The sequence below is a fragment of the Gordonia sp. NPDC057258 genome (assembly GCF_042668985.1).
GTDB lineage: Bacteria > Actinomycetota > Actinomycetes > Mycobacteriales > Mycobacteriaceae > Gordonia > Gordonia hongkongensis.
Window position 1 is genome coordinate 108,463 of sequence record NZ_JBHUXZ010000009.1, and the last position, 12,756, is coordinate 121,218.

General features: G+C 68.5%; 11 protein-coding genes. 8 read left to right on the forward strand and 3 right to left on the reverse strand.

The annotated features are described in order from the left end of the window. Window positions 1-39 precede the first annotated feature (39 nt). The gene (locus tag ACFUEJ_RS09260; RefSeq protein WP_388028805.1) at window positions 40-1,497 is read right to left on the reverse strand and encodes an MFS transporter; all 1,458 of its coding nucleotides are present in this window, start codon (window positions 1,495-1,497) and stop codon (window positions 40-42) included. Window positions 1,498-1,616: 119 nt separating this feature from the next. Between ACFUEJ_RS09260 and ACFUEJ_RS09265 the strand changes: the two genes are divergently transcribed. From ACFUEJ_RS09265 to ACFUEJ_RS09275, 3 genes are all read left to right on the forward strand, one after another. Next, window positions 1,617-2,630 (forward strand): LacI family DNA-binding transcriptional regulator, encoded by a 1,014-nt coding sequence (locus ACFUEJ_RS09265; RefSeq protein WP_078112102.1) that lies wholly within the window; start codon window positions 1,617-1,619, stop codon window positions 2,628-2,630. Window positions 2,631-2,735: 105 nt separating this feature from the next. After that, a complete protein-coding gene (locus ACFUEJ_RS09270) occupies window positions 2,736-3,413 on the forward strand; it encodes a TetR family transcriptional regulator (RefSeq protein WP_307814692.1) in 678 nt (225 codons plus the stop codon). 1 nt (window position 3,414) lies between these two features. Further along, window positions 3,415-5,778 (forward strand): MMPL family transporter, encoded by a 2,364-nt coding sequence (locus tag ACFUEJ_RS09275; protein WP_388028810.1) that lies wholly within the window; start codon window positions 3,415-3,417, stop codon window positions 5,776-5,778. Between the two features lie 6 nt (window positions 5,779-5,784). Here ACFUEJ_RS09275 and ACFUEJ_RS09280 read toward each other — a convergent pair whose 3' ends face one another. Beyond that, window positions 5,785-6,105, reverse strand: coding sequence for a putative quinol monooxygenase (locus ACFUEJ_RS09280; RefSeq protein WP_388028812.1), 321 nt, complete (start codon window positions 6,103-6,105; stop codon window positions 5,785-5,787). A gap of 184 nt (window positions 6,106-6,289) precedes the next feature. Between ACFUEJ_RS09280 and ACFUEJ_RS09285 the strand changes: the two genes are divergently transcribed. From ACFUEJ_RS09285 to ACFUEJ_RS09305, 5 genes are all read left to right on the forward strand, one after another. Beyond that, a complete protein-coding gene (locus ACFUEJ_RS09285) occupies window positions 6,290-7,714 on the forward strand; it encodes an aldehyde dehydrogenase family protein (protein ID WP_388028814.1) in 1,425 nt (474 codons plus the stop codon). Between the two features lie 290 nt (window positions 7,715-8,004). Further along, on the forward strand, window positions 8,005-8,886 hold the full coding sequence (locus tag ACFUEJ_RS09290) for an alpha/beta hydrolase (protein ID WP_388028886.1): 882 nt from the start codon (window positions 8,005-8,007) through the stop codon (window positions 8,884-8,886). Window positions 8,887-8,979: 93 nt separating this feature from the next. Next, complete coding sequence (locus ACFUEJ_RS09295; protein WP_388028816.1) at window positions 8,980-9,789, forward strand: alpha/beta fold hydrolase; 810 nt, start codon at window positions 8,980-8,982, stop codon at window positions 9,787-9,789. Between the two features lie 75 nt (window positions 9,790-9,864). Then, window positions 9,865-11,346, forward strand: a complete 1,482-nt coding sequence (locus ACFUEJ_RS09300; protein WP_388028819.1) for an alpha/beta hydrolase — start codon at window positions 9,865-9,867, stop codon at window positions 11,344-11,346. Between the two features lie 110 nt (window positions 11,347-11,456). After that, window positions 11,457-11,903 (forward strand): hypothetical protein, encoded by a 447-nt coding sequence (locus ACFUEJ_RS09305; RefSeq protein WP_388028821.1) that lies wholly within the window; start codon window positions 11,457-11,459, stop codon window positions 11,901-11,903. Between the two features lie 15 nt (window positions 11,904-11,918). Here ACFUEJ_RS09305 and ACFUEJ_RS09310 read toward each other — a convergent pair whose 3' ends face one another. Further along, window positions 11,919-12,755, reverse strand: coding sequence for an alpha/beta hydrolase (locus ACFUEJ_RS09310; protein ID WP_078112107.1), 837 nt, complete (start codon window positions 12,753-12,755; stop codon window positions 11,919-11,921). Window position 12,756 lies beyond the last annotated feature (1 nt).

Genomic DNA, 12,756 nt, shown 5'->3' on the forward strand with positions numbered 1-12,756 from the left:
GCTCGACTGCCGAGGTCGCGTGGGCATCAGACCGGCCGCCTACGCGACCTCCGCGTCCTCGCGGCGGTGGGCGAAGTGATCCACGAGGCCCACCACCAGCGCGATCAGCACCAGGACCGCGGCGGTCGCCAGCCCGATCTGGAACGCCCGCGCCCAGTCGCCTCCGGTGTTCGCCACCTGGGCGAAGAACACCGCACCGACGAGCGCGATCCCCGCGGCGGCCCCGATGCGCTGACCGGTCTGCAGGACGCCGCCGGCGATGCCCGCCTTGGTCACCGGCACCTGGTCGAGGCTGAGCGTGAGGTTGGGCGAGATCACGAGACCGGAACCGATACCCGCCACCAGCAGCGGCAGCGCGGCGGCGTACCCGACACCGGGACCAGACACGAGCGCGACGGCGACGATCGTCGCGATCATCCCCACGACCACCAGGCCCAGACCCAGCAACACCAGCGAGCGCCCGACCCGATTGACGATGTTGCCGCCGACACTGGCCGACACCGCCGAGCCGAGCGCGAACGGGGTCACCGCCAGACCGGCCTGCAGTGCCGAATAGCCCAGGCCCTGCTGGACGAACAGCGTGTAGATGAAGAACACCGTGGTGAACCCGGCGAAGTACACCATCGCGATGATGCATCCGAGCGTGTACGACCGCATGGAGAACAACGACAGGTCGACGAGTTGCTGGCGGCCGATGCGGCCCTGCCGGCGTTCCCACACGACGAACGCGCCGATCAGCACGGCCGCGACGACGAGCAGCAGCCATTTCCGCCCCCCGGGCCATTCCTGTTCCTGGACCATCGGCAGCATCAGCGCGAACACCCCGGTACCCAGCAGCACGACGCCGACGGGATCGAAGCTCCCCCGCAGCGGTTGTTTGAGTTCCTCGGGCCGAGCCGGGATCAACCGGATCGCGGCGACGAAGGCCGCGATGCCGATCGGCACGTTCACGAAAAAGATCCAGCGCCACCCGTCGGCGGACCCGCCCAGCTGGATGAGGACCCCACCGAGCAGCGGCCCGACCGCGGTCGAGATACCGATGGTCGCGGCGAACATGCCGAAGGCCCGGCCACGCTCGGCCCCGCGGAACAGCAGCTGGATGAGCCCGGAGAGCTGCGGCGCGAGAATGCCGCCCGCGACGCCCTGGATCAGGCGGAAGACGACGAGTTGCGTCGGACCCTGGGCGAACCCACATGCCGCCGACGCCAGCACGAACAGGGACAGCCCGATGAGGAAGGTCACCTTGCGGCCGCGTGCGTCCCCGACCCGGCCGGCCGGGACCAGGACGAGTCCGAAGGCGAGGGCGTAGCCGGACACGACCCACGACAGGTCGGCCGAGTCCGCGCCGAGTCCGGATTCGATGGACGGGAGCGCGACGTTGACGATCGAGACGTCGAGAAGGGTCATGAAACCGACCACCAGGCACACCGCGAGCGCCTTCCAGCGTCGCGGATCGGGTTCGTAGTCCGCGGAGAACGGGCTGGCCGGAGTCGACATGAAGCGCCTTTCCTACAGGGGGTACCGCGGGTGTTCGTAGTCAATCAGCTCGCGAGATGGGCGACCCTCCCGAGTCCGCGAAACGCGGGTACCGGCATCGCATCTGGTGAGATGGACACATGGGTGTGAGCATGCGGGACGTCGCGGCGGCGGCCTCGGTGTCGGTGGGCACGGTCTCGAACGTGCTCAACTCGCCCGGAAAGGTCTCGCCCGCGACCGTCGCGCGGGTCCAGGCGGCGATCGACCAGCTGGGTTTCGTGCGCAACGACGCCGCGCGCCAACTCCGTGCGGGCCGATCGCGTTGCGTCGGCATGGTGGTGCTCGACGTGGGCAACCCCTTCTTCACCGACATCGCCCGCGCCGCCGAACAACGGGCAGGCGACCACGACCTCACGGTGCTGCTCGGGACCTCCGACGACGACGAATCGCGCGAACAGGCCTATCTCGACACCTTCGACGAGCAGCGGGTGTTCGGTCTGCTCGTCTCGCCGATCGGCGACGATCTGCGGCGGTTCGACTCGCTGCGCCGTCGCGGCACCCCGGTGATCCTCGTCGACCGGGACGCCGGCGGCTCGCCCTTCGATTCCGTCGCGGTCGACGACATCGCGGGCGGGCGGCTGGCGGTGTCGCATCTGTGCGAGACCGGTCGTCGCCGGATCGTCTTCGTGGGCGGACCGCCCGGCCTGCGGCAGGTCGCGGACCGCCGGCGGGGCGCGCAGGAGGCGGTCGACGCCGTCGACGGCGCCACGCTCGACGTCGTGCAGACGGCGAACCTGAGTGTGCTCGCCGGACGTGAGGCGGGAAAGGCCCTGCTGACCAGGGCCCCCCGCGACCGACCGGATGCGGTGTTCTGCGCCAACGATCTCCTCGCGATCGGGGTCCTGCAGGCGTTGACGATGCTCGGCGGCGACGTCCGCGTTCCCGACGACATCGCGCTCATCGGTTACGACGACATCGATTTCGCCCGCTCGGCCGTCGTCCCGTTGTCGTCGATCCGTCAGCCGACCTCCCGCATCGGAGTCACCGCCGTCGACCTGCTGATGAGCGCGGCCGACGATCCCGCCGAACGCCACGTCCCGTCGAACCTGGTGTTCCAGCCCGAGCTGGTCGCCCGCGCGTCGACACTGGGCTGATGGTGTGACGCACGCCATCGACGGGTAGACGGTGTGAGGACTCTCCTAAATCTTGTGTAGTCCTGCAAGTTTGCAGGCTTCTGCAAGTTCCGTACCGTGGGTGAAGTGAACTCCCCCAGACTCCGCGAGGCGAAGAAGGCAGCGACCCGCTCGGCGCTCGCCCGCGCCGTGCTGCGGTTGTCCACCCGCGACGGCATCGATCACGTGACGATCGACGCCGTCGCGGCCGAGGCGAACGTCTCGGTCCGCACGTTCCACAACTACTTCAGCGGCAAAGAGGATGCGCTGCTGCACTTCGTGTCGTCGCTGTTCGACACGATCGTGGAACGGATCGAGGCCCGGCCGACGGACGAGAGCTTCTTCTGCTCGGTCCGGACCGCTCTCATCGAGGCCGCCACCTCGCCCGACGTCGGTGAACCCGCGGAGATCGTCGCGCTCCTTCGCCTTCTCGACACGGATCCGGGGCTGACGGCCAGGTCCCGCGACATGGAGCTGGGCGACACCGTCGAAACGCGTCTCGCCGAACTGTGCGCGCAGCGCGGACAGCCGGCACACACCCTGTATCCGCGCCTCGTCCTGCACAACGCGATCACCACCATCCGCGTCGCCCTCGAATTCTGGGTGACCCATCACGACGACACCCCGGGCACCGCTGCCGACCTGGCCACCGTGCTGGAGTCCGCCTTCGACCAGCTGGCCTCCGGACTGGCACATCCCATCCGACCCCTGAACGCCGACGGACCCGAGAACGGTCTCGCCGAACCATCCCCCGAGGAGCACTGACGTGGCAACACACCTGTACCGACTAGGGCGATGGGCGTACGAGAACCGCCTCAAGACCATCGCGATCTGGGTTCTGGTCCTGATCGGGCTGGGCATCGGCGCGAGCCTGCTGGCCAAACCGACCTCGGAGTCGTTCTCGGTCCCGGGCATCCCGTCGGAGCGCGCCCAGGACCTGATGATCGAACGCTTCCCCGGGGAAGCGACGTTCGGTTCCGACATCGGTGTCACGTATGTCGTCCGCGCACCGGAGGGTTCGACGCTGACCGAGCCCCGGTTCCAGAGCGCCATCGACTCGATGGTGGCCGGCCTCAAGACCGTCGAGAACGTGAAAAGCCCCGATTCGATCGCCAACCCGTTCGTCTCGTACGGCACCGAGCAATCCCCCGGTCAGCTTCGTGAGCTCTCGGCGACCTTCCAGCGGGAGACCTTCGGCAAGAGTGCGGACGAGGCCGCCGCCGACGCGCAGGCCACTTCGCCGATCAACGCGACGGGCACCGTTGCGCAACTCGGCGCCTCCTTCGACGTCGAGGCATCCTCGGACGTCACCGAGACCATGCGCGAACAGATGGACGCCATCGCCGACGACGCCCGGGCTGCCGGCCTCACCGTCGAGATGAAGGGTTCGGCCACACAGCAATTCGAGCTCGGGATCACCTCTGAGCTGATCGGCATCGGGGTCGGTGCGCTGATCCTCATCCTGACCTTCGCCTCCCTGGTCGCGTGGGGCATGCCGATCATCACCGCGATCGTCGGCGTCGCGATCGGCATGCTCGGCGTGCAGATGGGCACCCACTTCTTCGACCTCAGCAACGAGACACCGATTCTCGCGACGATGATCGGCCTCGCGGTCGGCATCGACTACGCGCTGTTCATCGTGTCCCGCTACCGCCACGAGATCCATCGGTCGGCGAACCGCGCCGACGCGGCGGGCCGGGCGGTCGGCACCGCGGGTTCGGCGGTCGTCTTCGCCGGCAGCACCGTCGTCATCGCTCTGGCCGCACTGGCCATCGTGAACATCCCGTTCCTCACCGCGATGGGTATCGCCGCCGCGGGCACCGTGGTGGCTGCCGTGCTGGTCGCGCTCACCCTCCTGCCGGCCATCCTCGGCCTGTTCGGCGGCAAGGCGTTCGCCGGACGCGTACCGCGCCTCAACGCTCCGGATGTCGGACCGCACGATGCGGAGCGGATGCACAACGGCCAGCGCTGGGTCCAGCGCATCGTGGCCCGGCCGCGCACCGTGACGGTCGCGATCGTCGGCATCCTCGTCGTCCTCGCGATCCCGATGGCCGGGCTCAAGCTCGCGCTACCCAACGACGGGACCGCCGAGCCGTCGGAGACGCAGCGCCGGGCCTACGACATGGTCGCCGAGGGGTACGGACCCGGCGTGAACGGACCGCTGGTCGTCGTCGCGGACGGTCGCGAGATCCAGGACACCGGGGAGCGCCTGCGCGCCTTCGACTCACTCGTCGACGACCTGGGTCGCGTCGACAACGTCGAGGTGGCGCAGATCGGTGCCGGCGGGCTCAACGAGGCCCAGGACACCGCGAAGATCACCATCATCCCGTCGACCGCGCCGGCCGACGAGGCGACGCCCGCACTCGTGGAATCGCTCCGCGAGATGGAGTCCCGGGTGCAGGGCACGACGGGTATCTCATACGGGGTGACCGGGCAGACCGCGATCGAACTCGACATCTCCGACCGACTGTCGAGTTCGCTGATCCCCTACCTCCTGGTCGTGGTGGGTCTGGCCTTCATCCTGCTGATCATCGTGTTCCGCTCGATCCTCGTGCCGCTGACCGCGGCGCTCGGCTTCCTGCTCAGCGTCGCCGCGACCTTCGGTGTGACCGTCGCCCTCTTCACCGACGGCGCCCTGGGGATCGTCGACAACCCGCAGCCGCTGGTGTCGTTCCTGCCGATCATGTTGGTGGGCATCGTGTTCGGACTCGCCATGGACTATCAGGTGTTCCTGGTGACCCGGATGCGAGAGGCGTACGTACACGGCGCCGACGCGAAGACCGCGGTGGTGGAGGGATATCGCCACAGCGCCCGCGTCGTGGCGGCGGCCGCGGCCATCATGATCTCGGTCTTCGCCGCATTCATGCTGCAGGACATGGCCTTCATCATGGTGATGGGCTTCGCCCTGGCCGCCGCGGTGTTCCTGGACGCCTTCGTCGTCCGGATGACCCTGATGCCGGCGGTGCTCACCGTCCTCGGCGACAAGGCGTGGTGGATTCCGCGCTGGCTCGACCGCATCCTGCCCGACGTGGACATCGAGGGCGAGAAGCTCGGCATCGGTGACGACGCGGCGCGACCGGCGGATCCGGCGGGGGCCGACACGGACTCCGAGGTCCGCGCCGGCCGCTGAGAGAGGTCAGTCGACCCGGAACTCCCCGAGTTCGGACCAGGTGTCGCCCTCGATCGTCGTGTTGATGACGTCGGGTGTGCGCTGGAGGTACTTGGGGAGTTCCTGCTGTGCCTGCTTGAAGTGCGGGGCGGTGACATGTGCCTCCGCGGCATCGTTGTCGAACGCCTCGACCAGGACGTAGGTGTTGGGGTCCTCGAGCGATCGCGACCAGTCGAACCACTTGTTACCCGGTTCGGCGCGGGTCGCCTGCGTGAACTCGCGCGACAACTTGGGCCACTCGTCGGCGAATTCGGGCTTGATGGGGAACTTCACGACGATGAGGATCATGATTCGACCCTAGTCGTTCGCGGCCGGGCCGAGCGTCGCAGAATGCGACTGGGACGGCTGTTCCAGAACCGGTCACAAAGTGTCGCCCCCGGAACGCCGGGATTCGCGAGACCCCGGTCGCGGCAGCGCCTACAGTGTGAAACAGACAACAATTGTCCTCACTTCAGGCTGCAACGGAGGCACCATGCCGGACATCACCAAGTTCTACATCGACGGTCAGTGGGTCGAGCCCGCCGAGCTCAACCTCATCGACGTCATCAACCCGGCCACCGAGAAGTCGGCCGGACAGGTCGCCATCGGCAGCGCGGCCGACGTCGACGCAGCGGTCGACGCCGCCCGTCGCGCATTCGTCACCTGGGGACAGACGACCGTCGAGGAACGTCTCGAAGTCCTCAACCGGATCATCGCCGAGTACCAGAACCGCATGGGCGACCTCGCCGCCGCGGTCACCGAGGAGATGGGTTCGCCGGTCGGCCTCACGAACGCCGCCCAGGTGCCGATCGGTCTCGGCCACCTGATGACCGCCGCCGCGCAACTCCCCGACTTCACGTTCGTCGAGGACCGCGGCAGCTCGCGCATCGCCAAGGAGCCGATCGGCGTGTGCGGCTTCATCACCCCGTGGAACTGGCCGCTCAACCAGGTCATGTGCAAGGTCGCCCCGGCACTCGCCACCGGTTGCACCATGGTCCTCAAGCCCTCCGAGGTCGCGCCGTTCAGCGCGGCGATCGTCGCCGAGATCTTCGACGCCGCCGGCGTACCCGCAGGCGTGTTCAACCTCGTCAACGGTGACGGCCCCGGCGTCGGCGCCGCGCTGTCGAGCCACGAGGGCATCGACATGATCTCGTTCACCGGGTCCACCCGTGCCGGCATCGAGGTCGCCAAAAGTGCCGCGCCGACCGTCAAGCGCGTCGCCCAGGAACTCGGCGGCAAGAGCCCGAACATCATCCTCGACGACGACGACTTCGCGAAGAACGTCGCCGGCGGCATCGCGACGATGATGATGAACTCGGGCCAGTCCTGCAACGCCCCGAGCCGCATGCTGGTCCCGGCCGGCCGCGTCGACGAGGTCGCCGAGATCGCCAAGGGGGTCGCCGCCGAGCTCACCGTCGGCGATCCCACCACCGACGTGAAGCTCGGCCCGGTCGTGTCCGAGGCGCAGTTCGACAAGATCCAGGGTCTCATCGAGCGCGCCGTCGCCGACGGCGCGACCGCGGTCGTGGGAGGTCCCGGGCGCCCCGAGGGTCTCGAGACCGGCTACTACGTGAAGCCGACCGTGTTCACCAACGTCACCAACGACATGGAGATCGCCCGCACCGAGGTGTTCGGCCCGGTCCTCGTCGTCATCGGTTACGACTCGATCGACGAAGCGATCAAGGTCGCCAACGACACCGAGTACGGCCTCGCCGGCTACGTCTCCGGCAAGGACGTCGACGAGGTCCGCCGCATCGGATCACAGATCCGTGCGGGTTCGATCTCGCTCAACGGCGCCCAGCTCGACCCGAGCGCACCGTTCGGCGGATACAAGAAGAGCGGCAACGGCCGCGAGTGGAGTGACTACGCCTTCGACGAATTCCTCGAGGTGAAGTCGCTGCTCGGTTTCGGGGCCTGACAACCCAGCCCGTTCCCTCTCCCGACGCCGCCGGGCGCATCCCCAACGGATGTGCCCGGCGGCGTCGTTCGTCGAGGCCGCGGAGTCGCGCCCATCGCGGTACCCCGGGATTTCGCAAGGCCCGGACAGGACTGCGCGAACGTCCTACGCTTGCCGAACGACTTCGATCCGGCGGCCCGGCCGCCTACCGATCGAATCCACATTCTTCGGGGGAAGAGCGTCCGCGCGGCGCACATGGGGGAACGGTGCTTCGAGTGATTCTTCGTGCGGTCTGTGCCGCATGTCTGGTGATGCTGTGTCTGGCCGCCGCGCCGGCGGTGGCGGCACCCGTGGCGCCGCGGGTGGTGTCGGTCGTGCAGGAGTCCCCGACCCGCGCCGTCGTCTGGGTCTACTCGGCGGCGATGGCCAAGAACATCAAGCTCTTCGTCCTCACGCCACGAACGAAGACCGGACCCCGGCCGACGCTCTACCTCCTGGACGGGGCGGGTTCGCGCGGCAACGACAGTGGGTGGCGCGGAGCCGGCAATGCCGACGAGTTCTTCGCCGACAAGGACGTGAACGTCGTACTCCCGACGGGTGCGTACGGCAGCCAGTACGCCGACTGGCAGCGCTGGGATCCGCGCGTGGGACAACCGATGTGGGAGACGTTCCTGACCAGGGAACTCCCGCCCCTCATCGACGCCCGCTTCGAGTCGAACGGTTCGCGCGGGATCGCGGGTGTCTCGATGGGCGGGCAGGCGGCGTTCACGCTCGCGTCACGGGCCCCGTCGCTGTACCGCGCGGTGGCCTCGATCAGCGGATGTCCTCCGGTGTCCTCGCCGCAGGGAGAGTCGTATGTGCGGGCGACCCTCGCCCGGGGTGGGGCGAACGCCGACAACCTCTGGGGGCCGGTCGGTTCGGCCGGATGGCGGGACCACGACCCGGCGCTGCATCTCGACCGTCTCCGCGGCAAGGCCCTGTACCTGTACTCCGGTGCGGGCCGGCTCGGTCCCGCCGACCTCAAGCGGAACGTGACGCCCGAGGAAGGCCTCTACCAGGTGGTACTCGCCGCATCGTCGGCGTTCGAGATCGCGACCAGCGACTGTTCGCGCCGGTTCGCCGGGTTGTTGCGCGGCGCGGGTCTGCCGTTCACCGACGCGTTGCAGGAGGTCGGAACCCACCATTGGTACTAGGAGAAAGAACTCCCCAACATGTGGGCGGCGATCTCGCCGGCGCTCTGAGGCGAATCACGGAATCCGCCTCAGCCGCCTGGCTACCATCTCCGCATGCAGATCCCCGTCGCGTCCGATACCGGTCCCGTCCTCGACACCGAGGTGTTCGGCGACGGCGAACCGCTGCTGCTCATCGGCGGCATGTCCGCACACCGCGGGATGTGGACCGACGAGCTCCTCGACGCCCTCACCCCGCACTTCTCGGTGGCCGCCTACGACCATCGCGGCATCGGCACGAGCAGTCGCGCCGAGGGACCGTTCACCATCGCCGACCTCGCCGCCGACGCCCGCGGAATCCTCGACGGCCTCGGCTGGGACTCCGCCCACGTGCTGGGCACGTCGATGGGCGGCATGATCGCGCAGGAACTCGCCCTGAAATCGCCGGACCGGGTGCGCAGTCTCGTCCTCGGCTGCACCACCGCGGGCGGCCCCGGGGCCATCGGTGCGCCCGGCTCGTCCGGCGCCGCCCGTCTCGTCGAGGCGATCTCGTCGCGCGACGCCGACCGCGTCGCACGCATCGCGTTCGAGGTCAATCTGTCTCCCGAGTTCATCGCCCGCGCCGGCGCCTTCGACCATTTCGTCTCGATGTCGAGGCAGCGCCGCGTTCCGTCGGCAGTCGTCGCGTGGCAGGCGGGCGCCTGTGCGGCACACGACACCCGCAACCGAATCGGCTCACTCGACATGCCGACGGCGGTCATCCACGGCGACGTCGACGAGATGATCGCCGTCGCCGAGGGCGAGCGGCTCGCCGACCTCATCCCGCAGGCCACCCTGGCGCGCTGGTCCGGTGTCGGGCACATGTTCTGGTGGGAACGTCCGGACGAGACCGCCGAGGTCGTCCGAAAAAATGCGCTCGCCCGGTAACGCGGGTCCACTCTCCGAACGACATCCCTGACATCGGCACCGTGTAGTCGGGTGGCCGCGTATGTCAGGAGCTCAATGTCGCACTCGCACAGCGAACCGCCCGTCCCCTCCACCCCCGCGGGCCAGACGCCCGAGTCGCCACGCCGACCCTCACCCTGTCGCCGCCTCCTCACCGGCATCTCGGTGGTCGCAATCCTCACGCTCGGCCTGTTCGGCGCGAGCACGCTGATCAACTCGTCGAACACCGCCAGCGCTCTGCGTGGGCATCCCGAAGTGCTGCGGCCGGGCTGCACGTGGGACTCCTCCGGGAACTACGTCCAGAACTGCAAGGTCTGGTCGGAGTCGCAGAAACGGCACGTGATCGTGCAGATCCGCGCCTCGAGCGGCAGCGACAGCGGCGTCTACCTGCTCGACGGCATGCGTGCGAGCGAAACCCGCTCGGCATGGACCACCGACGTGCAGGCCGCGAAGGTCTACGACGCCAAGGCCGACACCACCCTGATCATGCCGGTGGGCGGCGCATCGTCGTTCTACACCGACTGGGACGGCGGCGCCGGTGACAAGAACACGGTCATCAAGCAGGAGACCTTCCTGACCTCGGAGCTGCCCGGCTACCTCGAGCGCGAGTTCGGCGTGGCACGCAACAACAACGCGATCATCGGACTGTCGATGTCGGGCGGGCCCGCGGTGACCCTCGCCGAGCGCCACCCCGAGCAGTTCAAGGTCGTACAGGCGATGTCGGGCTACTACCAGACCGACAACCCGATCGGCGCCCTCGGCGTGTTCGCCACGCAGACCATGGTGTCCAACTACGTCAACGGCGTCGTCAACATGTGGGGCGCGCCGGGCGGCACCCGCTGGACCGACAACGACCCGTCGAAGAACCTCACGCAGCTGGCCGACAACGGCCAGGTTCTCATCATCTCCTCGGGCAACGGTTTCCTGACGCCGTCGGAGATGGCCAAGCTGTCGCCGCAGGACCAGCTCAGTGCGATGGCGCTGGAGATCCTGTCCGCGGTGTCGACCGTGCTCATGCAGTTGCAGGCCAAGCAGGCCGGCGTATCGGTGATCTCGTTGCCGAACTACGGCGGCCACACGTGGGAGAACTGGGGACGTGCGCTCGGTGACGGCAAGGAGCACGTGCTGACCACGCTGCGCAACAACCCGCCGGTGACCACGAAGACGACCGTCGTCTCCGCCTCGGGCAGCCCCGATCCCGAAGGCCCCGCGAAGGTGACCCTGGCGGCGAAGAAGGCGGCCGAGGAATCGCCGGCGCTCGACCTGTCGGGTCTGTCGGCCCGTGGTTCGGATGAGACCGGGTCCGCTTCGCAGTCGGCCTCCTCGTCGGCCGAGTCGTCCGCAGCGGAGTCGTCGGCCTCCGGCTCGTCCTCGGCCGGCTTCGCGCCGTCCGCGGTGTCGGGCTCGGAGTCCGTGGACGCTTCAGTCCCGGAATCGGCCACCAGCTCGGAGACGAGCACGCCGACCGTGCCCCAGCTCGCCCCGACGGGGCCCGTCACACCCGGTACCTCGAGCAGCACCCCGGTCCCGTCCCGCTGACCGGCTCTGCCGCTCACGGTTCCGTTCCCGCTCACCGGAAGAGGTGTGAGCGGGAACGGACTGCGTGAGCGACCGATCGGGTCGACCGCACCTGCTGCTAGCGTTCAGCCATGACCGCCGACCCCGATCTCGCCGATCTCGTCGGCGTCGACACCATCGTCGTGGTCGTGGCGTCGGGAGTGATCCTCGTCTGGGCACTCGCGTTGGGCGTATGGAAGTACCACGGCATCCGCACCTCGCCGGAGCGGACGGCCCACGTGTACGTCGACATCGCGCACCGGGCGGCGCTGATGTACTCGTTCGCCACCCTGGTGCTCGCAGCGCTGGTCGAACTCAGCGCGTTCCCGACGGCAGTCAACGTGATCGCCGCGGCGGTCCCGATCGTCTTCTTCGTCGCGGCGATCGCCGCGTACTGCATCCACGGCGCCCTGCGGGACACCACGAATCAGTTCGTCGACCCGACTCCCGGCACCTACCTGTTCATGCTCGCGCTCATCGTGGGCGAGATCGGCGGAGTGGTGGTCCTGCTGGCCGGGGTGTTGGTGCGCCTGACGTGAGTGGGCGCGCGATGGTCACGGGCGCGCGGTGTGACCGCGCAGCCAGGTGATCACCGCGTCGAGCACCACCGCCTGCTCGGGTTCGTTGAAGATTTCGTGGAACAGGTCGTCGTAGATCACGAGCGTCTTGTCCGCCGACCCGGCGAGCCGCTCGACGAGTTCGCTGCCGCGCGGGTCGGTGAGCGCGTCCTCGCTGCCGTGCATCACCAGGATGGGTAGTTGCAGTGACGGCAGGCGCTCAGGAAACGACCGCATGGTGCCGATCATCGCCCCGCCCAGCCCGGCCGGGATCTTGCCGCGCGTCACCAGCGGGTCGGCGTCGTAGGCGGCCACGACGTCCGGATCCCGGGAGATGCTCGACGAACTCAACTCGGTGGTGGGCAATCCCGGTGCGATCCGGCCGATCAGCGGCGCGAATCGGACGGCCAGATCGGGCAGGTCGTCACCGGGCAGCACGGCCGCTCCCGACAGGATCAGTCCGTCGAGCTTGTCCTGGTGGTCGAGCGCATAGTCGAGAGCGATGCACCCGCCCATGCTGTGCCCGATCAGGAACGTCGGGACGCTGCCGTCGGCGACATGGGCGAGCACGGTGTCGAGGTCGTCGGTGAAGTCACCGAACCGGCGCAACCGGAGTCGCTTGCCACCCGAGCGGCCGTGACCGACGTGGTCCGGTATCGCGACGAGGTAACCGTCGTCGACGAGCCGACGGGCCACATGCAGATACCGTCGTCCGTGTTCGGCGAGTCCGTGCACCACGACGACCACGCCGCGCGGGCTGTCCGCGGGCCGGTGGACGTCGTAGACGATGGTGTGCCCGTGCCGGCCGCGAAAACTGTGTTCTTCCGGTGTCATT